Origin of the sequence: Vibrio ulleungensis (genome assembly GCF_016900875.1) — a bacterium.
Classification (GTDB): domain Bacteria; phylum Pseudomonadota; class Gammaproteobacteria; order Enterobacterales; family Vibrionaceae; genus Vibrio; species Vibrio ulleungensis.
Genome location: NZ_JAFEUM010000010.1, coordinates 93,874 through 115,872, shown reverse-complemented (window position 1 = coordinate 115,872; position 21,999 = coordinate 93,874). Strand labels below are relative to the sequence as shown.

17 protein-coding genes are annotated in these 21,999 nt (G+C 45.8%); 4 read left to right on the top strand and 13 right to left on the bottom strand.

Annotation, left to right across the window (positions count from 1 at the left end; all coding sequences use genetic code 11):
• Positions 1-91: IS3 family transposase (locus JQC93_RS18665; protein WP_205158803.1), on the top strand; the 91-nt coding region annotated here is incomplete at its 5' end.
• Between the two features lie 73 nt (positions 92-164).
• Here JQC93_RS18665 and JQC93_RS18660 read toward each other — a convergent pair.
• Positions 165-1,469 carry a dicarboxylate/amino acid:cation symporter gene (locus tag JQC93_RS18660; protein WP_205159856.1) on the bottom strand — a complete coding sequence of 435 codons (1,305 nt, stop codon included), beginning with the start codon at positions 1,467-1,469 and terminating at the stop codon, positions 165-167.
• Between the two features lie 286 nt (positions 1,470-1,755).
• Here JQC93_RS18660 and JQC93_RS18655 point away from each other — a divergent pair, with 286 nt between their 5' ends.
• Complete coding sequence (locus tag JQC93_RS18655; RefSeq protein ID WP_205159855.1) at positions 1,756-2,760, top strand: substrate-binding domain-containing protein; 1,005 nt, start codon at positions 1,756-1,758, stop codon at positions 2,758-2,760.
• Positions 2,761-2,847: 87 nt separating this feature from the next.
• Here the strand turns inward: JQC93_RS18655 and galM are convergent, their stop codons facing one another.
• The 4 genes from galM to galE are packed head-to-tail and all read right to left on the bottom strand — an operon-like array spanning position 2,848 to position 7,179.
• The gene (galM, locus tag JQC93_RS18650; RefSeq protein WP_205159854.1) at positions 2,848-3,906 is read right to left on the bottom strand and encodes a galactose-1-epimerase; all 1,059 of its coding nucleotides are present in this window, start codon (positions 3,904-3,906) and stop codon (positions 2,848-2,850) included.
• A gap of 2 nt (positions 3,907-3,908) precedes the next feature.
• Positions 3,909-5,069 carry a galactokinase gene (gene galK / locus JQC93_RS18645; RefSeq protein WP_205159853.1) on the bottom strand — a complete coding sequence of 387 codons (1,161 nt, stop codon included), beginning with the start codon at positions 5,067-5,069 and terminating at the stop codon, positions 3,909-3,911.
• Between the two features lie 16 nt (positions 5,070-5,085).
• Positions 5,086-6,141 (bottom strand): UDP-glucose--hexose-1-phosphate uridylyltransferase, encoded by a 1,056-nt coding sequence (locus JQC93_RS18640; protein ID WP_205159852.1) that lies wholly within the window; start codon positions 6,139-6,141, stop codon positions 5,086-5,088.
• Between the two features lie 21 nt (positions 6,142-6,162).
• Complete coding sequence (galE, locus tag JQC93_RS18635; RefSeq protein ID WP_205159851.1) at positions 6,163-7,179, bottom strand: UDP-glucose 4-epimerase GalE; 1,017 nt, start codon at positions 7,177-7,179, stop codon at positions 6,163-6,165.
• Positions 7,180-7,393: 214 nt separating this feature from the next.
• Between galE and JQC93_RS18630 the strand changes: the two genes are divergently transcribed.
• On the top strand, positions 7,394-8,725 hold the full coding sequence (locus JQC93_RS18630; protein WP_236009667.1) for an MATE family efflux transporter: 1,332 nt from the start codon (positions 7,394-7,396) through the stop codon (positions 8,723-8,725).
• 64 nt (positions 8,726-8,789) lie between these two features.
• The gene (locus JQC93_RS18625) at positions 8,790-9,845 is read left to right on the top strand and encodes a GGDEF domain-containing protein (RefSeq protein WP_205159850.1); all 1,056 of its coding nucleotides are present in this window, start codon (positions 8,790-8,792) and stop codon (positions 9,843-9,845) included.
• Between the two features lie 73 nt (positions 9,846-9,918).
• Here JQC93_RS18625 and JQC93_RS18620 read toward each other — a convergent pair whose 3' ends face one another.
• From JQC93_RS18620 to JQC93_RS18585, 8 genes are all read right to left on the bottom strand, one after another.
• Positions 9,919-12,057: an alpha-galactosidase gene (locus tag JQC93_RS18620; RefSeq protein WP_205159849.1), complete on the bottom strand. Its 2,139-nt coding sequence runs from the start codon at positions 12,055-12,057 to the stop codon at positions 9,919-9,921.
• A 119-nt stretch (positions 12,058-12,176) separates the two neighbouring features.
• Entirely contained in the window at positions 12,177-13,262 is a 1,086-nt protein-coding gene (locus JQC93_RS18615) for an ABC transporter ATP-binding protein (RefSeq protein ID WP_205159848.1), read from the bottom strand.
• Positions 13,263-13,361: 99 nt separating this feature from the next.
• The gene (locus tag JQC93_RS18610; RefSeq protein WP_205159847.1) at positions 13,362-16,460 is read right to left on the bottom strand and encodes a beta-galactosidase; all 3,099 of its coding nucleotides are present in this window, start codon (positions 16,458-16,460) and stop codon (positions 13,362-13,364) included.
• 8 nt (positions 16,461-16,468) lie between these two features.
• On the bottom strand, positions 16,469-17,281 hold the full coding sequence (locus JQC93_RS18605; RefSeq protein WP_205159846.1) for a carbohydrate ABC transporter permease: 813 nt from the start codon (positions 17,279-17,281) through the stop codon (positions 16,469-16,471).
• Positions 17,282-17,295: 14 nt separating this feature from the next.
• Positions 17,296-18,192, bottom strand: a complete 897-nt coding sequence (locus JQC93_RS18600) for a carbohydrate ABC transporter permease (RefSeq protein WP_236009666.1) — start codon at positions 18,190-18,192, stop codon at positions 17,296-17,298.
• 107 nt (positions 18,193-18,299) lie between these two features.
• A complete protein-coding gene (locus JQC93_RS18595; protein WP_205159844.1) occupies positions 18,300-19,559 on the bottom strand; it encodes an ABC transporter substrate-binding protein in 1,260 nt (419 codons plus the stop codon).
• Between the two features lie 315 nt (positions 19,560-19,874).
• A complete protein-coding gene (locus tag JQC93_RS18590) occupies positions 19,875-20,510 on the bottom strand; it encodes an OmpA family protein (RefSeq protein ID WP_205159843.1) in 636 nt (211 codons plus the stop codon).
• An 11-nt stretch (positions 20,511-20,521) separates the two neighbouring features.
• A complete protein-coding gene (locus JQC93_RS18585) occupies positions 20,522-21,973 on the bottom strand; it encodes a TadE/TadG family type IV pilus assembly protein (RefSeq protein WP_205159842.1) in 1,452 nt (483 codons plus the stop codon).
• Positions 21,974-21,999: the final 26 nt, after the last annotated feature.

Genomic DNA, 21,999 nt, shown 5'->3' with positions numbered 1-21,999 from the left:
CATCGAGTACTACAACACAAAACGCATCAAGGTGAAACTAAAAGGCCTGACTCCGATGGAATATCGAAATCAGGCCTTACAAGCCGCTTAACAGAAATGTCCAACTTTAAGGGGTCACTTCAAGTGTCAGGCTTTTTTTATGGTTTATTACAGTGAGCGAATTGCTACGGTTTAATGTGGTGAATGTCCAACTCTTCTTGTTTTTCACCCGCTTTTGGATCATTAAACATCGCTTCATCTAAATCGCCTTCAGATTTAGCTACGATTACACTCACCGCGGTATCACCGGTGATATTCACCGCAGTACGGATCATATCAAGCAGTCGGTCTACACCCATAATCAAAGCAATACCTTCTACAGGCAAGCCGACTTGGTTAAGTACCATTGCCAGCATAATCAAACCTACGCCCGGAACACCCGCCGTACCAATAGAAGCTAACGTTGCCGTCAAGATGACCGTCAGGTAATCTCCCATTGTCAAATCGATGCCATAGGCTTGTGCTATAAATGCCGTCGCAACACCCTGCATGATGGCAGTGCCATCCATGTTAATGGTTGCGCCTAAAGGAACAGTAAACGAGGCAACGCGGTTCTTCACACCCATACGGTGTGTAGCGGTTTCCATCGTGACAGGAATGGTTGCGTTGGATGAAGCCGTCGAGAAAGCGAACATCACAGCATCTTCCATTTTTTTCAGGAATTTAAGCGGACTTAAACCGGTAAAAACTCTCAAAAACAGGCTGTACACAACCAATCCATGAATAAGCAGCGTACCGCTTAACACTAAGAAGTAACCGGCAAGATTCCAAATTGCGTCGACACCTAAGCCAACAAACAGCTTGGACATCAAGAAGAACACACCATAAGGTGCAACATTCATCAAAATGGTCACCAACTTCATGATCACTTCGTTGAGGTCTTGGAATACCGCAGCAATACGTTCGCCCGGCTTACCCGCTGCACTGATCGCGACACCAAACAGAATCGCAAATACAATGATCTGTAAGGTATTACCCTCAGCCATTGATTGAATTGGGTTGGTTGGGAACATATCAATGATCACCGTCCCTAATGCTGGCGCATCGGAGGAGGCAAATGTCGTCGCGGCAGTTAAATCCGCGCCCGCACCCGGTTGAAACAGGTTACCCATGAAAATGGCCAATGTGATCGCAATACACGTAGTGACCAAATAAAAGAGAACGGTTTTCCCGCCCAAGCGTCCCAGTGTAGATATATCTTTAAGTGAACTGGTTCCGCAAACTAATGAAACGAAGACTAAAGGCACTACCAGCATTTTAAGGCTGGCGATGAAGATTGCTCCACCAACATTGAACAAACCGTCCACCAAATACTCTTGGACGAACGTGTTCTCTGGAAACAGAGTACGGAGCAATAGCCCGACTAAAATGCCACTGACCATACCGATAATGACGCGAGCGGTTAGTGAATATTTACGTTGTGTACCCATAAAATGAATACCTCCTAACATTTATTTCGTGCTTCAAAATAGCGCCGGACTATATCAGATAGCCATCCTGTAAAGGTTAATATTAGTCAATAAATGTCTAAGTTGTTGTTTAATTTGCCATGAAACAGAATGCATCACCGCACGCAATTTTGTAAACGATTTCACTCTCTCAGCCCTTAACGCAAAAGGCTTTATACTTTGAATCACAGAACTGTGTAATAGAAATTGCAAAAATTACACATGTAGGCTGTAATAGCGTAAGTATTTGTTAATAGGCCTAATTGCAATGGCAACGATTAAAGATGTGGCCCGTGATGCTGGTGTATCTGTCGCCACCGTTTCACGGGTGATTAATAACTCTCCCAAAGCCAGTAAGCAGTCTGTTGCGGCGGTTACTGTGGCCATGAAAAAGCTAGGATATCGTCCTAATGCTAATGCTAGGGCTTTGGTCAATCAGTCTACAAACACCGTGGGTGTATTGGTGAGCGATGTCGCCGACCCATTCTTTGGAGCGATGGTGAAAGCGGTCGATAATGTGGCTCATGAACATGGCAAGCACATCCTTGTTTGTAATGGTTACCACGACGAAGAACAAGAACGAAAAGCCATAGAGCTGTTAATTAACAGTCGCTGTGAATCGTTAGTGATTCACGCTAAAAGCATTAGCGATGAAGAGCTTATCGCTTACGCTGAAGAAGTCCCCGCGTTGGTGATCATCAATAGAAGCATTCCAGGGCTCGAAACGCGCTGCATTGCTCTAGATAACTACCGCGGTGCATATATGGCCACCGAACACTTAATTAAACTGGGTCACAAAAATATCGCTTGTCTCGCGTCGTCTCATGAAATTGAAGACTCCACCCAACGTGTAGAAGGCTACCAGGCCGCTTTAGACGCGCACAACATTAATTTGCCTGCGAGTTTTATTGAATACGGTGAGCCTAATAATGACGGCGGTGAAACGTCGATGACCAACTTATTGGCAAAGTCTTTAAAGATGACCGCTATCGTCTCGTATAACGATTATATGGCTGCAGGTGCGATATCAGTACTGCAAGAAAACAGCCGACAACTGCCCGATGAGATCTCAATAATTGGGTTCGATGATGGACTCATAGCCCGTTACTTACAGCCACGACTAACGACAGTGCGCTACCCAATCGCATTGATGGCCGAAAAAGCCGCTCGCCTATCTATTGCCTTAGCACGAGGCGAAAAAGATCCGAGCGAAGTCCTAATGTTCTCACCAACTCTCGTCAAAAGAGATTCCGTGCAAAAACAAGCCGACTAGCCTGACTTTAATAGAAAAAGTCCAAATTGAAAAAAGCCTCGTTGTGATCTCACCACGAGGCTTTTTTGTCTCTTGCATTAATGTTTATCAGATTTCGTCAAACTGATAAATCGTGCTTTGCATGTACTCTTCTTCGTCACGCAGCACTACATCTGGCTGCGGCCATTCAGGGTGGTTTGGACTGTCCGGCATATATTGAGTTTCTAATGCGACGCCAGCGTAACTGCTGTACTCGCCGCCTTCTCGCTTAGGGTTACCTGCTAAGAAGTTACCGGTGTAGACTTGGATCGCCGGTTTAGTGGTAAACACTTTCATGCTCAAATCACCTTGTGGCGAAATCAGTTCAGCGGCAACCTCACCAGACATGCACTCTCTGTCGAGCAAAAATGAGTGATCGTAGCCGTTGGCGCGCACTTGATGCTCATCCGATTTAAACGAATGGCCAATTGGCTTGAGAGCACGGAAGTCAAAACTGGTGCCCTCAACATCCAACAATTCGCCAAAAGGAATACCGGTATCATCGGACGGTAAAAATTGCGGTGCGTTCACCATCATTTGATGCGTCAAGCAATCATCGGCCTGTCCACCAGATAAATCAAAGTAAGCGTGGTTGGTCAAGTTCACAACCGTTGGCTGCGTCGTTACCGCTCGAAAGTGGATCTGGACTTGATTCAACTCTGTTAACTCATAAGTGAGCAATACCGCGACTTCACCTGGGAAGCCTTGGTCACCATCTTTAGACACAAGGCTAAACTGCACTTTATCATCGGTCTGTTTCTCGATTGTCCAACGGCGACGATGAAAACCATCGCTACCGCCGTGCAAGGTATTACCAGCTGCGTTTGTTGGCAACGAGTAGGTCTCACCATCGATAACCAGTTTGCCATGCTTAATGCGGTTGGCATAACGCCCAACCGTTGATCCAAGGCAGCCACCGTGATCATAATACTCATCGATACTGCCTACGCCCAGTAACAACTCTCTTGATTGCCCTTTCACTGGCATAGTCGTACTTAACCATGTCGCGCCCACATCCATAAACGTGGCGGTCATACCATGAGAGTTTTTGAGCTCAACGACCTTCACTGGGTGACCATCCTTGGCCAACCCAGCTTCGATTCGCTCTTTCAGAGAGCCTTGTGTCATCTTTAGAATTCCTTAACCAGTCCTGCGCCGTCTTTTGCTTGGCAAACGTAAATAGACTCTTTAAGACCTGTTGCAGCTTGGTATTGCGCTTCTACCGCTGCTTTTACATCGTCTACCAAAGCGGGTGGCATTAAGGATACGATGCAGCCACCAAAACCGCCACCGGTCATGCGCACACCACCTTGATCGCCGATCACAGCTTTGACAATTTCTACCAAAGTATCGATTGCCGGCACAGTGATCTCAAAATCGTCACGCATGGAAACATGAGATTGCTCCATGAGCTCGCCCATACGAGACATATCTCGTTCGGCTAGCGCCTTAGCCGCTTCAACGGTACGCTCGTTTTCTGTGATCACGTGACGCGCACGTTTAGCCGTTGCCTCTGACATAAGAGAAAGCTTACTGTCGAACAAAGCCATGTCGGCATCGCGCAGTGCTTTTACACCCATGATGCTAGCTGCTTCTTCACACTGTTCACGACGAGTGTTGTATTCACTGTCGACCAGACCACGCTTTTTGTTGGAGTTGATGATCACTACGGCTAGATCTTCAGGCATAGACACCAATTGGGTCTCTAATGAACGACAGTCGAGCAACATTGCGTGATTTTCTTTGCCCACTGCTGAAATCATTTGATCCATGATCCCACAGTTACAGCCTACAAATTCATTTTCAGCCTGCTGACCATTTAACGCGATTTCAGACTGTGAAATGTCGAGGTTAAATAGCTCTTTAAACGTTTGACCAATAACCACTTCCAACGCCGCGCTTGAGCTCAGTCCTGCGCCCTGAGGAACGTTACCGCTCACACTGATATCGGCACCACCCAAGGTGTAGCCGCGTTTCATCAGATACTTCACGACGCCACGAATGTAGTTTGCCCACATTTTGTCTTCGATGAATTCGATCTCTTGCTCAATATCAAACTCATCAGTGGCGTTATCGTAATCCACTGAAATCAAGCGGATGATGCTGTCATCACGTTTTGCCGCAGCCACAACCGTGTTGTAGTTGATTGCACAAGGTAAAACAAATCCGTCGTTATAATCGGTGTGTTCACCAATAAGATTCACACGGCCTGGTGCTTGGATAATATGCGTTGGCGCGTAGTTAAGTACCTGCTCAAAGGAGCCAGTCACTGCGTCTATTAATTCTTTCATCTGTAATGACCTTCAATTATTTTTGTTCTTTGTAATGTACATCGCTTAACGCGCGCAGACGTTCAGCCGCTTGCTCTGCCGTTAAATCGCGTTGCGATTCAGCCAGCATTTCGTAGCCCACCATGAATTTTCTCACACTTGCACTACGAAGTAGTGGTGGGTAGAAAAGTGCATGCAGTTGCCAATGATCGATATCGGTTCCTTCCTCAAAGAATGGCGCATAGTGCCACCCCATCGAGTACGGGAACGAGCATTGGAACAAGTTGTCATAGCGACTGGTTAGTTTTTTAATAGCCAATGCTAGATCGTCACGTTGCTCATCGCTTAGCTCGCTCATACGGCGAATGTGCGTTTTTGGCAGTAGCATGGTTTCAAATGGCCAAGCTGCCCAATAAGGGACAACCGCAATCCAGTGTTCGGTTTCGACTACTGTGCGAGAGCCATCTTTACGCTCAGCATCTACATAGTCGACCAGCAAGTTACTGCCCTGCTGCTGATGGTATTCTTTAAGCAGCTTTTCTTTGCGTTCAATTTCGTTAGGCAAAAAGCTGTTTGCCCAAATTTGACCGTGTGGGTGCGGTTGAGAACACCCCATCGTCTCGCCTTTGTTCTCAAAAGCCTGAACCCATAGGTACTCTTTTCCTAGTTCTTCAATCTGCTCGTTCCACGTATCGATAACGCCACGAATTTTTTGAACCGGGAGCTCGGGTAGCGTTTTGCTGTGGTCTGGTGAAAAACAGATCACGCGGCTCAATCCACGCACACCTTGAGTCTTAAATAGCGGGTTGTCCAATTGAGGGGCATCAGGTGAGTCTGGCATCAGCGCCGCAAAGTCATTACCAAATACGTAAGTGCCTTCATAATCAGGGTTTTTATCGCCTGAGATGCGCGTATTGGTTGGACACAAAAAGCATGACTCTTCGTATTGCGGCAGCTCTGCTGTAGATGGCTTCTCGTCTTGGCCGCTCCATGGACGCTTTGCGCGATGCGGAGATACCAATATCCACTGACCCGTTAGCGGGTTAAAACGACGATGTGGATGGTCGACAGGGTTAAATTCAATATTAGACATGTTGTTGCTCATAAAAGTTAATTAGTCGGTGTAACCCTGAGGGTTGTTTGATTGCCACTTCCAAGTATCTGCAGCCATAGCTTCGACGGTGCGCGTTGCTTTCCAGTTAAGGTCGGCTTCTGCTTTGTCTGTACTGGCATAACACTGCGCGATATCGCCTGGGCGGCGTGGGCTGATTTGATACGGTATTGGATTGCCACACGCTTTTGCGAATGCGTTAACCATCTCAAGAACACTCGACCCTTTGCCTGTGCCAAGGTTGTATATATGCAGCCCCGATTTTGCACCTACGGCTTTTAACGCAGCCACGTGACCGTCGGCCAGATCCATCACATGGATATAGTCTCGTACACCAGTACCATCAGGCGTTGGGTAGTCGTCACCAAATACCGACAAGCACTCACGACGACCTACCGCAACTTGCGCGATAAATGGCATCAGATTGTTAGGGATACCTTGGGGATCTTCTCCCATAGTCCCTGACGGGTGCGCGCCTACTGGGTTGAAGTAACGCAATAACGTAATACTCCAATCTGGTGCCGCTTGATAGAAGTCGGATAAGCACTGCTCCACCATGTACTTGCTTCGACCATACGGATTAGTGGTTGCCCCTGTTGGAGATGTCTCGGTGATCGGCACCTCTTCTGGATCGCCATACACAGTAGCTGAAGAGCTGAATACGATGCTCTTCACACCGGCTTTGCGCATGCTGCGAGCAAGCACCAACGAGCCGTTTACGTTGTTATCGTAATATTCCAGTGGCTTCGCAACGGATTCACCTACTGCCTTTAATCCAGCAAAATGAATCACAGATGAGATGTCGTGCTCAGCAAATACAGAGTCTAAAAATGCTTCGTCACGGATATCGCCTTGGTAAAAGGGTAAACGTTTACCCGTCAACGCTTCAATACGGTCGATAACCTGCTCTTTGCTGTTGCACAAGTTATCAATAATCACCGGCTCCATACCGGCTTCTAAAAGCTGTATGCAAGTATGACTGCCAATGTAGCCAACCCCGCCTGTCACTAACACTTTCATGTGAATATCCTACTTACCTTAAAAATAATAGTCGTTCTATTACGATATAGTGTAGCAAGCTTTTTGATCCTGTCTGTGATCCACCGCAAGAAGTGTAAACGTTTACACTAAAAACTGTTTTTTGCCCAAAAATGAAAAAAGGATTGGGATGGTTAAAGAATAACCCCTATAATTGTGTGCTCTATTCTCTCCTTACTTTTTGGCACCTAACCTAATGTCTAGCCTAGATAAAAAGATGAATATCGTCGCGCTCACTTGGCCGATTTTCATCGAAATGCTGCTGCGCAATACACTCAATATGACCGATGTATTCATGCTCAGTGGTTACTCTGACCTTGCAGTATCGGCTGTAGGCGTGATCACACCTATCACATTTTTCATCATTATTATTTCGATGATGGTCAGTACGGGTACAGGTATTCTGATTGCTCAAAACAATGGTGCAAATCAGCCAGAAAAATCCAAACAAGTTGCAGCAGCAAGTATTGGTTTAGGTGTACTGGTCTCCCTATTGATGGGACTACTCTTCTTTACCCAAACCGACAACATTGTCTCTTTTTTCGGCTTGGATCCGCAGGTTCACACTTATGCGTATCAATACCTGATCATCAGTGGTTCGCTAAGCGGCTTTGTCACTATGAGCGTCGTGTTCTCGACGGTACTGCGTAGTTATGGCAATACTCGCTCTCCGATGGTGGTCAACTTAATTTTCGGGGCCATTAATGTTATCGGTAACTACATGGTTTTATTCGAACCTTTCGGAATCCCTGTCTATGGTGTGACCGGTGTTGCTTGGGTGACCGTTACCACTCAGTTACTCGGCGCAATATGTCTTTGGGTGCTACTGAAAAAACGAAATCTAGCACCGACGTTGTCTGAAGTACTTTCTGCACCAAAAACAACATTTAAATCAATCTTACGCATTGGTGTGATGAACGCAGGCGAAGTGCTGTTTTACAACTTAGCTCAAATGGTGATTGTTTACTTTGTCGTGCAGATGGGAACCGCCTCACTCACCGCTTATACCTATGCACAGAATATTGCTCGAATTGGCTTCACTTTTTCGGTCGCGCTGGGGCAAGCTAGCCAAATTCAAACCAGCTATTTTGTCGGTAAAGGTTGGATAGAAGAGATCACCAATCGTGTGAAACGCTACTTTGTGGTGGGTTTCTTTGTGTCAGTAGCGATTTCGGGCACATTCTATCTACTGCACAACCCCATATTGTCGATATTTACCCAAGACCCTGAAGTCATCGCCATTGCGGCCAGTCTGATGCTTGCTTCGATTTTATTAGAAGGCGGTCGAGTCTTTAATCTGATCTTTATCTCTTCTCTCAAAGGCGCTGGTGATGTGAAGTTTCCTGTGCAAATCGGTATTGTGAGCATGTGGGGATTAGGTGTAGGCCTCACTTACTTATTTGGTATCCATTTTGGATTCGGAGTGATTGGCGCTTGGTACGCCATTGCAGCCGATGAATGGGCTCGCGGTCTTATTATGGCGTTACGTTGGCGCTCAAAAGTGTGGACTCGATTTAAACTCGTGTAATTTTTCTTGTGGGCAAAGGTTTGTCCCTTCAGAATACAGAACGCCATTCCATTAAAGAAACGTTATGCCAACATCTGCAGCCTCACTCGCCGAAACTCAGCAGCGCAACTTGCTTAAGCAAATTGCGCTTATTGGCTTTGTTGGGACACTCTCATACACCTATCTATTTCTGTTTGTATGGAAACTAAAGTGGGTGGCTGCATTTGATTTTGTCTGTCTATTTGCCTATCTCTATTTTTTCTATCTTTCACACACTAGAAAAGTCATTGGCAATGTTCTGCGCTACGGTGCTTTGCAGTTCTTTATTGTGCATATGGCCGGCATCTGTTTTGCGTTTTTAGGCAGGGAAACTGGACTGCAGTTCTACTGGTTGAGCCTCTCGATGGCGGTATTACTCCTTACCCCTTTGGATCGCTCCATCAACAAATACCTCACTGCAGCTCTGGCACTGTTTCTTTTCTATATCTTGGAATTTGGTTTATATGACGTCACACCGCTTTATCAGTTAGAAGAAAGTCAGAATAAATTTCTGTATTTTTCTACACTCACGTCCTCGTGCCTCGGTGTCGTGTTAATAAGCCACCATGTCACCTTAGTGCTAAGACAAAGTCACGCAACCCTGCACCACTACTCAGTCACGGACGAATTAACGGAGCTAGGTAATCGACGTCATTTGTTCGAACACTTCAAGCTCATCGACTTGAGCAATCAAAATGCACAATACGCTGTGTATGTTATGGATATAGATCATTTTAAACAGATCAATGACACCTACGGGCATTCTGCCGGTGATGCTGTACTCAAAAAAGTTGCAGACAGTATCGTGCAATGCTTCCCGACTGACAAGCGTATCTGTCGCATCGGTGGTGAAGAGTTTTGTGTAATATTGAAAAACAGTGATCGCCAAGAAACACAAAGGTATGCAGAGCTTGTAAGACACTCAATTGAACAACTCTACGTATACTCAAAAAAACAAAAAATACAATGCACCATGAGCATTGGTGTCGCGATGGGTAACCATGAGCTCTCTATGTCAGAGACCATGTCGATGGCGGACAAAGCGCTCTACATTGCAAAACAAACGGGCGGAAATAGAGTGAAGTTCAACGCACAAGCCTAAGCGTCACTGACCTATAAGAAAGACAAAAGCTCCGCAGCGAAACTGCGGAGCTTTTTTTTGAGCCGTTCGGTTACTAGGCTTCGCGAATATAAAGCAGCAATGCGGTTTCTGGGTCTTGCAGAGGCAAGCTCAATCCAACTTGCTTGAGCAGCGCACCAGAAAGTTCAACACTGCCGTTTTCATGCGACTGCATGCTCCAATCTGGATGACGTTTCATTAGGCCAGCGCTTTGCATAGGGAAATCCACCAACTCGACACGATAGATTTTGTTGTTATCTAGCCAATCTAACAAAATAGGCTGTGGCAACATATAGTTTGGCGCTTCAAGTTGCGCGACAACGACTAAACACTCTTGCTCTGACTTCACACCATAGGCGTGTCTCGCCGTATCATCACTGTCTAAATAGAACCCTTTACCGCTATGAAGTAATGGTCTAAAGCGCTTGTGCATCGCAATGTATTTGGCAAATGCTTGCTTCTCTTCGGCACTCTCTTTCACAGGATCAAGCTCCACACCCATATGACCGGTTAACGCAGTGAGACCACGGAAATTCATGTCGTGTGTACGTCGAGTAGTATGACTGTGCTGAGGTCCAACATGTGCTCCCATCACTTCGGGTGGGAAGAAGATACCGATCGATTTTTGGATCGTTTGACGCTCTAACGCGTCGTTACAATCTGATGTCCAGAATCGATGAGTCCGTTTTAAGATCTCGTAGTCAATGCGTCCACCGCCCGATGAGCAGCTTTCGATTTCGACCTCTGGGTTTGCCTCGCGTAACTTATCCAGCAGCGCATATACTGCCTTTGTTTGACCATGAACGGCAGAGCGATCGTTGTGTGTTGCCTGCACCAGCTCTCGGTTCATATCCCATTTGAAGTAGCCAATGTTATAGCTCTTAAGGATGGCGTCTAAGTGATCAAATAAGTAGTCAAAGCAGTCAGCAATTTGCAAATTGAGTACATACTGGAATCGACCTGTCGGTTGCTCATAGTTTGGCGCTTTTAACACCCAATCAGGGTGGGCACGGTAAAGATCTGAGTCTGGGTTGACCATTTCAGGCTCTACCCAAATACCAAATTCCATTCCAAGATCATTGACATGTTTGATCACTGGCTCCAAACCATCAGGGTATTTGGTGGTATCTAATACCCAGTCCCCCAATGCGGCTCTATCGTGGTCACGGCCTTTAAACCAGCCATCGTCAATAATGAATCGTTCAACACCAATTTCGGCTGCTTGAGTGGCCATTTCACAGATGTATTTAGGATCGTGTTCAAAATAAATACCTTCCCAAGTATTTAAGTGAACAGGACGAATTTTGTCTGCATCAATTGGAGAGATCACTTCACGATAAAATTGATGGTTAATCTCTCTCAAACCGTTAATACCAGTTGATGAGTACGCCGTAAACAATGACGGTGTTTGGTACGAATCGTTGGTCGATAGTTCGATTTCACCAGCCGTCAACAGTTCACCCGCTTGAACGAAGCGGCGACCATCGCTTTTCGCTTCACAGCGCCAACTATGATTACCACTCCAGCCTAAATGAAAACTCCACACCTCTCCGGTTTGCTCCGTAAAGTGCGCAGTACCAACAAGACAGCCAGGAAAATACTCATGAGAAGTGCGACCGCGTCTGTTTTCTTGGGTAAAGATGCCGTGCTCGACCGATTGGCGCTGTGGCTGCATTTCTTTAGCCCAGCGTCCACTGTATGATTCGACCTCTTTGGCCTGGTAAGGTAATGGAAACGTCAAAGAAAGACGGTTTAACTGGTAAGGTTCAGTATTACAGTTGGTCAGTTTAATTCGCTTCTCAAGCACACCAGATTGATGCAATTGCAGCTCGATATGAAGCTCAAGTTTGGCGTTCTCATCGAAGCAGTTAATCGACAGCACTTGCTCAATAAATTGGTGCGATTGATAGGTAAAAATCGGGGTGCTATTTTGCCCCAGATGATGCCCTTCTAGGCCGGGAGAGCCAAAGGTACCACGACCAAATTCTGGACATAAGGAAACAGGCACATCATGGTCGATACGAGCCTGAGGAACACCGCGATCGATGCCAATATCAAACCGGGTTAGCTGCTCTTCACCTAGCTGAGGCAGGCTTCGCCCCCAATAGACGATTTCTGGTGCTGGAGACAGCTTGATTAAGAGTGTGTTTTGCTCACTGTTGAGCTGAATATGATTAGAAGAAGAAAAGTACATAGTCATTACTCGATAAACAGAAGAAAGTGATAATGTTGGAAATGAAGCACAACCGCATGCATGGGCGTGCTTTTATAGAGAAAGAAACCCCCACACAAGGCGGGGGTTTGGGAAAGACCTTAAAGGTTTGTAATACACTGTTCGTTTAGGAATAGATGACAGTCGGAAATATCGAAGTTCAGCTCCACTTCGTCCCCACGTTTAATTTCCATGTCACCAGACACATGCACCTTAAAGTTATCGTATCCGCCAACTTGACCAAATAGATAGGTGCTGTTTCCTAAGCGCTCTACCGCATGAGTGGTAAAGTGCAGTGTGTGCTCGCCTTGTTTGTCGACCCACAAGTGCTCTGGACGAATACCTAACGTGATCTTGTCCCCTACTTTGACTTGATCAACATTCGCATCCAGAGTGAATGATTGCTTATCTGGCGTTTGGATAGTGACGCCGCGCTCAGTAACTTCCATCACATCTGAAGGGAGGAAGTTCATTTTCGGTGAACCAATAAACCCAGCCACAAACTCATTTGCTGGACGGTTGTAGAGCTCTAGCGGTGAACCAACTTGCTCGATATTACCTAGACGTAGTACCACAATCTTATCGGCGAGCGTCATAGCTTCCACCTGATCGTGCGTTACGTACACCATGGTATTTTTAAGTTCATTGTGCAGTGATGCGATTTGCAGACGCATATCAACACGCAGCTCAGCATCGAGGTTAGACAGAGGCTCATCGAACAAGAATACTTTCGGGTCGCGGACAATGGCACGGCCAATCGCCACACGTTGACGCTGACCACCAGAAAGCTCTTTTGGCTTACGTTTCATTAACTCGCCAAGTTGAAGCGCGGTTGCTGCGGCTTCCACTTTCTTAAACACTTCAGCTTTATCTACGCCATTCATGCGCAAGCTAAAGCCCATATTTTCTTCCACAGTCATGTGTGGGTACAGTGCGTAGGTTTGGAAAACCATGGCAATGCCACGCTCGGCAGGGTTAACGTGGTTAACAACTTCACCGTCAATTTCCAGAGTACCATCGGTGATCTCTTCTAGACCCGCGATGAGACGGAGCAGTGTCGACTTACCACAGCCTGAAGGACCAACAAACACAACGAACTCGCCGCTTTTGATGTCCAAATCCACACCGTGAATGATCTCTGTTTTACCGTAAGACTTGACCAGATTGGTTAGTTTGATATCTGCCATGTTACTTTCCTTTTGGCCGCCTCGTAAGGTGGCTCACGTTTAATCGTTATTGTTTTTGCTTACTACTTAATAGCTTGATTATAGGCCAGTGTAAACGTTTTACACGCCACTTAATTTGACCTGGTAGCGATATTTTTTATCTCGTAGCAAGAATTCTTCGTGCACACTTCGACTCCAAGAGTCGTCGCCGCCAATCCCCATATGAAACCCATCTACACGCACAATCAATTTAGGTTGCTTAACCAACTCGTTAATGTGCTGCGCTTCAATCAGGTTTTTCTGAGTGTACTGACTCACGCCCAAATGGAAGTGACCGCTAAGCTGCAAACTGCCAATGGTGGCTTGTTTCACATCGCAGCGTAGACCATTTTCTGTTGGGAAAACGTAATTAGTGTGCATCTGCTCAATCGTTTGAGTATGCAAGCCGACATAGGTTGACAAAATGCGGTCTGGATAGTTTTCGTGTGGCCCACGTCCATAGAAAGTCACAGAGTCCGACTCTGCTGGCAACGCCAGTTCCATCCCAACACGTGGCAGTTCAGGTAGCCCTTGTGCTAGCTCAACCGATACGTCAACCAACACCTCACCACTGACATCAACTATATAGCTCCACGTGCTCACAATGCGAACTTGCTTAAACGCCGAGTACGCAAATCGAACAATGATATTTGCAGAGCTACCCGCAGGTACAACTTGCATGTCGACAAGAGAGCGCTCAAGCTTGTCGTAACCCGCTGAGCCCCATATCGCTAACCATGTGTTCGGATCCATATTGTCCGCTTCACTGGTACCAATATCGTTATCTAATGGTGCGCGGTAGAAGTTATCGACCGGCGCATCAATCAACACAGGCTTTTCATTGCGAATCCATGTTGAAATAAGACCCGTTGACTTATCAAACGCCAATTCAAACGACTCGCCACTGAATGTGGTTTGCGTGCTGTTGTCAGCAATGCTGAGCTCACCCGCATTGGCACTCAAGGGCTGTACAACCATTTCGGTCGATGCAGGTAGTGCAAACTGCTGCTGCGCCACTTCAAAACCAGCGTCAGCCCATGGCGTTGCCGACTTAAGTACCACGTGGAGATTCAAGAAATACTCTTTACCCGCTTTGGTTTGCGGCAATTCAGCCAACAATGTTTCGATTTGATAGCCCTGCGCTTCAACGTTTATGTCTAATGAGCCTGACTCAACCGCGACACCTTGCTCTACAATCGCCCAGTTAAGCTGATAATTGCTTGCTTGTGTAAATAAGTACTCACTATGTATTTGCAGACGTAGCGGCGTCGCTTCTAACAGTTTAAATTGGAAGAACTGCTGCGCCTTTTTCGCTTCGAACACACTTGGGTGTGGCGAGCGGTCAGGCCCCATCAGGCCATTGATGCAGAATTGACGGTCGTTAATTACGTCGCCAAAGTCGCCGCCATAGCCCCAGTAATGATTGCCCTGCTCGTCGTATTTTGAAATACCTTGATCAACCCAATCCCAAATAAAGCCACCTTGAAGACGTGGGTAACGTCGAAACGCATCCCAATACTCTTCAAAACTGCCTAGACTGTTCCCCATCGCGTGAGCGTATTCACACATAATAAGTGGACGAGTCTCGTTCGGTTTCGCAATCCAGCCTTTAATGCCAAATAGCACATGCTCAGGCTGGCCTTCTGCTGGGAACGTACTCTCTTTATCAACGCGAGGGTACATTGGGCAGATAATGTCGGTTGCTGCGGTTTCTGCGCCGCCACCTTCGTACTGCACAGGGCGAGATGGATCGCGTAGTTTGGTCCATTGGTACATGGCATGGTGGTTGTTACCGATGCCCGACTCGTTACCCAACGACCAAATTATGATGGATGGGTGGTTTTTATCGCGCTCCACCATGTGCGTCATACGAGCCATGTAGGCAGGTAGCCACGATATGGTGTTTGATAGACGACACATGGGAATTTGGCCGTGTGTCTCTAGGTTTGCCTCATCAACAACATACAATCCGTATTCGTCGCATAACTCATACCATTCTGGATGGTTAGGATAGTGCGCACAACGAACAGCATTAAAATTGTACTGTTTCAGCAGTTTAATGTCTTCTAGCATGTCATCGCGATTGACAGCATGACCCTTGGTTTGGTGATGCTCGTGACGGTTAGCGCCACGAATTAGCAAAGGCTGACCGTTTAGTTTTAGCTGCCCATCTTTGATTTCAACTTGGCGAAAGCCCACGTTGTATGATTCACATTCAATCACCTGGCCAGCGTCATCAAGCAAAGAAACCACGACACGATACAAATTAGGCGTTTCGGCGTTCCATTTCTTTGGTTCAACTACTGGGATGCTCACATGTACTTTATCTTGCCAGTACCCACGCTCATCAACCAGGCGAGTGGCGGTGTTTTGCTTCTGGGATTCGGCGACAACCGTATCACCGTCGTACAAGGTAACCTGCACTTGATGCGTTTCAGACAGTGCGTTGAGCACTACTTCCGTTTTCAGTGTTGCGTCGCGGTAACACGCGTCTAGCTCAGTAGTATTAAACACATCGGCAATATGAACTAGAGGTTTACTCAATAGGCTAACATCACGGAAAATACCGCTTAGCCACCACATATCTTGGTCTTCTAAATAGGAGCCATCCGACCACCGGATCACCATCACCGTCAGTTGGTTATTGCCTTCACGAACATACTCACTTAAGTCAAATTCGCTCGGCAGACGGCTGTCTTGTGCATACCCGACCCATACGCCATTACACCAAAGGTGCATCGCAGAGTTTACGCCATCGAAAATGATGCGTGTTTGCTGCTCACTCCAACTTTCGGCCAAAGTGAACTCCGTACGATACACACCTGTAGGATTCTCAGATGGGACAACCGGAGGCGTATCAGCAAATGGGTACTTCACATTGGTGTAGATGGCTTTATCGTAACCTTCCATCTGCCAATTGCTTGGTACAACAATGTTATCCCAATCAGTGTCTGATAACTCTGGCGTTATTACGTCTTCAGGGACCAACTCTGGCTTATCGAACAGCTTAAATTTCCAATCGCCATTCAGCGATACGTAATTGTCTGACTGTTGTTTTAAAACAGCTTGCTGTGCATCTTTATAGCTGCGAAGCGGAGCATGCGCAGGGTATTGATTGGCGGCAATAACTTGCTCGTTTTCCCAATCTCGCGCGTCAATGATTTGTTGAAATGATTTCATAACGCCCCCTACTTCACGGAACCAGTTAGGCCAGCAACAAATTGCTTCTGCATGGCAAAGAACACGGCCAATGTTGGCACTGTCGCCATTACTGTGGCCACCATGATCACACCGTAATCTGGGAAGTAAGAACTCGACAGTGATGAAAGCACCAAGTTAATGGTTTTTTGCTCTGGCGATTGCAGGGCAATCAATGGCCATAAGAAGTTATTCCAAGCGGTCATAAATACGATGATAAAGGCCGCAGCATAAGTCGATTTCATGACTGGCATATAGATGAAGAAGAAAATTCTCCACTCGCTTACGCCATCAACACGAGCAGCATCCACAAGCTCCCTTGGGAACGCTTTGGTTGACTGGCGGAAGTAGAACACGATGAATGCTGTTGCCACAGTAGGCAAGATTACAGATGCGTGAGTATCTAGAAGACCCGCTTTCGCCATCATAGTAAACAGTGGGATCATCAGTGCTGCGAACGGGATCATCATCGTTAGTAGAAGACCGTTGTAAACAGTATCACGACGCTTACTCTTGTATATTTCAAAGCCATAGCCCGCCATAGAAGAAATAAGCAAAGTACAGATGCTACTGATAATGGCGATTTTGGCGGTGTTATAGAAGATGCGCGCCAGATCCACTTGCTCATTCAATTTAGCGAAGTTTTCGAAAAAGGCACTGCCAAATGTCCATTTACCTATGGTTACGTCCGCACTTAGGTTTGTGGCAGACACCACCATCCAATAGAAAGGAAACAGGGAGACAAAGGCTGCCACGCTTAAGAAAAAGTACATGCCGTACTTGGAGAATTTGTATTTATTCATTTTATTTCCCTTCTCTACTTATCTTTAGCAATTTTGAACTGCAAGATTGCAAGAATAGCGGCGAAGAATACGATGACGTACGACACGGTCGCAGCGTATCCGAAGTTTGGAACAAACTTGAACGACAAGTTGTAGATGTATAGCGATAGCGTCAGCGTTTCGTTTGCCGGCCCACCTTGGGTCATGTTCATCACTTCATCGAATACCTGTAAGGTACCGATAGTGGACATGATTGACGTAAACAGAATCGTTGGCTTTAACAGAGGCACCGTAATAAAGAAGAACTGACGTACTGGGCTCACACCTTCAATTTTTGCGGCTTCATAGATCGACTTATCAATGTTTTGCATCGCTGAGAGATAGAAAATCATGTTGTAGCCAGTCCAGCGCCAGGTGATCGCAATGATGATCATCACTTTGGCCCAAAATGGGTCTGTCATCCAAGGGATCGCAGACTCAATAATGCCTAGCCATAAGAGTGTCGAGTTAATAACACCGTCGAGGGCAAACATACTCTTAAACAGAATCGAGTAGGCAACCAGAGAGGTGACACAGGGCAAAAAGATCGCGAGACGGAAGAAGCCACGGAACTTGAGGTTCGGCTGGTTAAGGCACGATGACAAGATCAGTGACAAAAGAATCATAATAGGCACTTGCACGATCAAGAAGATGAAGGTGTTACTCAGTGCTTTTAGGAAAACTGGATCGTTAAACAGACGCTCGACGTTGCGAAGTCCTACAAACTTCGTCACTACACCTCTACCTGAGTGAAGCGACATCCATAGGGATTCAGCAATGGGGTAAAGCAGAAATAGCGCTATCAAAATGACAGCAGGGAGAACGAAACTCCAACCGTTTATATCATAAAAACGATGGAAGCTTCTCGATTTAGGTGGAGTTTTCTTTTGCATAGAATTACCCACAGTATCAACACGACCGTTCATAAGCATACCAAAAAAAGGAGAAAAACCTCGGCCCGGAGCGGGCCGAGTAAAATAACAGGAAAGACTATTAATTATTATTCAAGGCTGTATTTCAGCTCTTGGTGAACAACGTTAAGTAGAGGCTCTACTTCTGCACCGTTCATGATTGCTGGAAGTTGTGCTGCAAGCGCTGCATCCACTTCATAAGTGTATAGACCGTAGTTTACAGATGGGATATCTGCAGCCCACTTAGAGAAGTCAGCAAACACTTTTTGACCACCGAAAAACTCTTGCTCAGCTGCATAGCCAGGTGATTTAGCAGACTCAACGTAAGAACCTACCGCACCGCGCTCTTGAAGAATTTCGTCGTAGAAACCAGCGTTATCAGTGTATGTCTCTTTTAGGAACGAGATAGCTTCATCTTTATTTTTCGACGAGCTCAGAACGTACCAGCTAGAACCACCAAGGTTAGACGCGTTGCGAGAACCTTCGATGTTTAGACGAGGTGTAGGAGCAACTGCCCACTTGCCAGCTTGATCTGGAGCAGCTTTAACAGAACCTGTGATCCAAACACCGGTCGTGATAGTTGCAGCGCGGCCACTGTTGATAGCGCCTACCCACTCACCCCAACCAGAGTTTGGACGAGTAATACCTGACGTAAATAGCTCTGCGTAAGTCTCTAGAGACTCTGCAAGTGCTTTGTTGCCTTGGATGTTCAAAGAACCGTCTTCGTTAAAGTACCAAGAACCAGCAGATTGAAGCATTACACGAACAAGACCCATGTCTGATGGATCGTAAACTGCGAATGAAACGCCTGTTTTCTCTTTAACAACTTTACCGATTTCGATGAAACGGTCCCAAGTGATGTTTTCTAGGTCAGCCGCAGAGAAGCCTGCTTCTGCTAGGATGTCTGTACGGTAGTAAAAACCAGTAGCACCAGTGTCGAATGGTACGCTGTACACTTCTCCGCCAACCGTAGCAGTATCAACTTTGTACGGTGCGAATTGAGAGTGATCAACTTTGCCAGTCAATGGCTCGAACGCTCCTGGGTAAGAAAGAAGATATTTCTGGGCATTGTAATCTTCAATAAGTACAATGTCCGGTAATTCAGAGGTTTGGCCTGACGCCAGCATAATATGCAGTTTCTGCTCGATGTCTGCTTTTGCAGACTCAATCACTTGGATGTCAGTACCAGAATGGTTTGCTTCAAACTGTTCAGCCGCTTTTTCCATGATAGCTACGTTAAAGTTTGGATCCCATGCCCATACCTTAACATCACCAGCGAACGCAGTATTTCCTAGGCAAGCTAGTGTAACCGCAGAAGCAACTAATCCTTTTACCATTTGTTTCTTCATATTTATTATCTCTTTTTTTGTTGGGGTAAGTTCGTCTCTCGTGGAAACGTTTACACGGCAAAATTTAGCAGTTTGGAAGAGAAAAAGAGTCGATCTAGAACACATTTTTGTACTGATACTGGGGATTTTGTGGGAAATCGTCAGATAACGTGATCTGGGTAGCGAAAGGGGGGATTGGGGGAGAAGTTGAAACGGTTACACCAGCAATCTAGTCGGAAAGTTGCATTATTCAAAAAGCGTCGTAGATTCTATCTAAATCTTCAAAACAACAAAGCCGCAGAATTTCACACTGCGGCTTTTACACTGATCGTTTTGTTAGTTTGCAATCTTACTTAGGTCTACGCGTCGGTTTTGCGCTCTTCCCTCGTCAGTTTCATTGGTTGCAATGGGTAACAACTCTCCTTGGGAGCTCAACACCAATTGGCTTTGATCTGCACCAAGTTCTTCTAAGTACTGCTCTACGGCGTTAGCTCGCTTTAAGCCCAATTGCATGTTGTATGCTTCACTACCAATGCTGTCTGTATGCCCTTCCACTAATAAGTCGGTTTGCGACATTTTAAGGTCTTGCTCTAACTGATCTAGTATATGAATAGAGGCTTTAGTTAAGTCTGATTTGTTAAAGTTAAAATACACACGTGCAATCAGGTCACCGTCAGCATAGGTGGTAAAACCGGCTTGTGACAATAAGTACTCTTTACACTCAGTTGGTAGGTCCACTTTGTCCAATTGCGAGCGCAGATAGTTTTGCGAGAGCTGTAAATCACTCGGTCGCTGCATGAGCATGAAAGGACCATCATGAACTTGCACTGAGATTACTTCGCCAACCTCAACAACATGCTGCAAGTTTGCACCACTTTGAGAACAAAAATAGGTGATTTTATCTTCTGCTGCTAGTGCGGAAACAGAGTTTAAAGCTAGCACCGAAGCGAATAGACAAACCGTTTTTTTCATTGTTAAATCCTTTATCTAAGGTGTCCAATTTCTTCGCTGATTAGCTGCAAAATCTTGGATAGAATTTCGTCTTTGTTTGAGGCTAAGTAGACATTATCTTTGCCTGCACAGGCGTTTAGGCCATCGTTGTTTTCTAAATCGTAATCAAAACCAATAACATAGATTTCTGATTCGACCTGCATGGTTATATTTTCTACTCCACCTAGGTCCACATCAACAGACTTCTCATTGAGATAGGCTTCAATGTTGTCACACATATTGTAAAGAGGACCATAAAGGGTATTCGAAATGCTTGTAAAGTCTCCCTCGCTGCTTCCCAGATATGGATGCCAATAATTGTCTTGGCCATCAGAAAGTACAATTATAAACTTACGCGGATTATTACCACGTTGAGCGATTTGACCCGCGCGAATCAAGCCTTGATGAGACGCTGTCGCCCAGTGTGGCCTAAACGTTTTGACTTTAGTGTTGAAAGAGGAGAAATTTTTAGTCAACTTGATGTCGTAAAAAGTAGCGTCTTCAAATCCAGCATAATATGAGTCATCTCCACTAAGAAGTTCCACATTCAAACATTCTGTACCGTCGACTTTATCGTAAGAAGGAATATGGGACCGATTGTTGGTTCTGTCCCCTCTAAGTAAGTTAGACTTTTTCACGGTTTCAGAATAGTTCACACTGCGATCAGTCACTTCCCCATCTTCATTAACCACATAATCGAGGTACAACATTTCCATAAAGCAATCGCTGTCACTACTTGAGGCCGTGTTTACAAAGCTATTAAAAGAGGTAATTGCTATCTTGCTTTCCTGCGCATCACTGTTGTCGTTTGCCTTTTCGAGCTGATCTGTTACATCTTCAATAACCCCAACAACACTTTCATACTTTTTTTCACCGTTCCAATACTCATCCATAGAACCTGAATAATCAGCCACTATCACTACGTCAATTGGAAGCCCTTGATACTTCTCACCAACTCCTGTAGAGCCTACGTTATATTCTGCGCTGAGCTCTGAAGTTATATGAGGATAAAGAGAGTTGTGAGTTGTTGTAGCAGTAACATGATATTGATAATAACGCTGCTCACCCTCTACCAATCCAGCGCGACAAGCAGCAATATCTTCGCACTCCAGTTTTTCTACCTTCAGATAATCAACATCTGTCGCTGTATGCATATACTGCTCAATGTAAGTACGTGCAAGTGCAAGGCTAGAGTCACTGCCCATGAACTCTACATTTTCGTCCCAACCATCGGGCTTCTGATTTGAATCATTTTGGGCTGTTACTGCCAGGCTCGCTGCTTCAAGAGCGTCATTCATGCGCGCTTTTTCTTGAATCATAATTGCGCCATCAGTACCAAGGCTATAAAGTCCAAACAATGGAGGTACGAGCAATACGTAAAACAGGGCAGCTACACCGCGTTGCCGCTTAGCCAATCCTTTGCTTAAAACTCTAAACTGCCGCATAGTGAAACTCCTTTTTCATGAGGGCT

Excerpts from the sequence above, each read along its gene's own strand:
- JQC93_RS18625 (WP_205159850.1), top strand. The coding sequence starts at position 8,790 with ATGCCAACATCTGCAGCCTCACTCGCCGAAACTCAGCAGCGCAACTTG.
- JQC93_RS18660 (WP_205159856.1), bottom strand. The coding sequence starts at position 1,469 with ATGGGTACACAACGTAAATATTCACTAACCGCTCGCGTCATTATCGGT.
- JQC93_RS18590 (WP_205159843.1), bottom strand. The coding sequence starts at position 20,510 with ATGAAAAAAACGGTTTGTCTATTCGCTTCGGTGCTAGCTTTAAACTCT.
- JQC93_RS18615 (WP_205159848.1), bottom strand. The coding sequence starts at position 13,262 with ATGGCAGATATCAAACTAACCAATCTGGTCAAGTCTTACGGTAAAACA.
- JQC93_RS18605 (WP_205159846.1), bottom strand. The coding sequence starts at position 17,281 with ATGAATAAATACAAATTCTCCAAGTACGGCATGTACTTTTTCTTAAGC.
- JQC93_RS18620 (WP_205159849.1), bottom strand. The coding sequence starts at position 12,057 with ATGTACTTTTCTTCTTCTAATCATATTCAGCTCAACAGTGAGCAAAAC.
- galM (WP_205159854.1), bottom strand. The coding sequence starts at position 3,906 with ATGACACAAGGCTCTCTGAAAGAGCGAATCGAAGCTGGGTTGGCCAAG.
- JQC93_RS18595 (WP_205159844.1), bottom strand. The coding sequence starts at position 19,559 with ATGAAGAAACAAATGGTAAAAGGATTAGTTGCTTCTGCGGTTACACTA.
- JQC93_RS18585 (WP_205159842.1), bottom strand. The coding sequence starts at position 21,973 with ATGCGGCAGTTTAGAGTTTTAAGCAAAGGATTGGCTAAGCGGCAACGC.
- JQC93_RS18610 (WP_205159847.1), bottom strand. The coding sequence starts at position 16,460 with ATGAAATCATTTCAACAAATCATTGACGCGCGAGATTGGGAAAACGAG.
- JQC93_RS18600 (WP_236009666.1), bottom strand. The coding sequence starts at position 18,192 with ATGCAAAAGAAAACTCCACCTAAATCGAGAAGCTTCCATCGTTTTTAT.
- JQC93_RS18630 (WP_236009667.1), top strand. The coding sequence starts at position 7,394 with ATGTCTAGCCTAGATAAAAAGATGAATATCGTCGCGCTCACTTGGCCG.
- JQC93_RS18655 (WP_205159855.1), top strand. The coding sequence starts at position 1,756 with ATGGCAACGATTAAAGATGTGGCCCGTGATGCTGGTGTATCTGTCGCC.
- galE (WP_205159851.1), bottom strand. The coding sequence starts at position 7,179 with ATGAAAGTGTTAGTGACAGGCGGGGTTGGCTACATTGGCAGTCATACT.
- JQC93_RS18640 (WP_205159852.1), bottom strand. The coding sequence starts at position 6,141 with ATGTCTAATATTGAATTTAACCCTGTCGACCATCCACATCGTCGTTTT.
- galK (WP_205159853.1), bottom strand. The coding sequence starts at position 5,069 with ATGAAAGAATTAATAGACGCAGTGACTGGCTCCTTTGAGCAGGTACTT.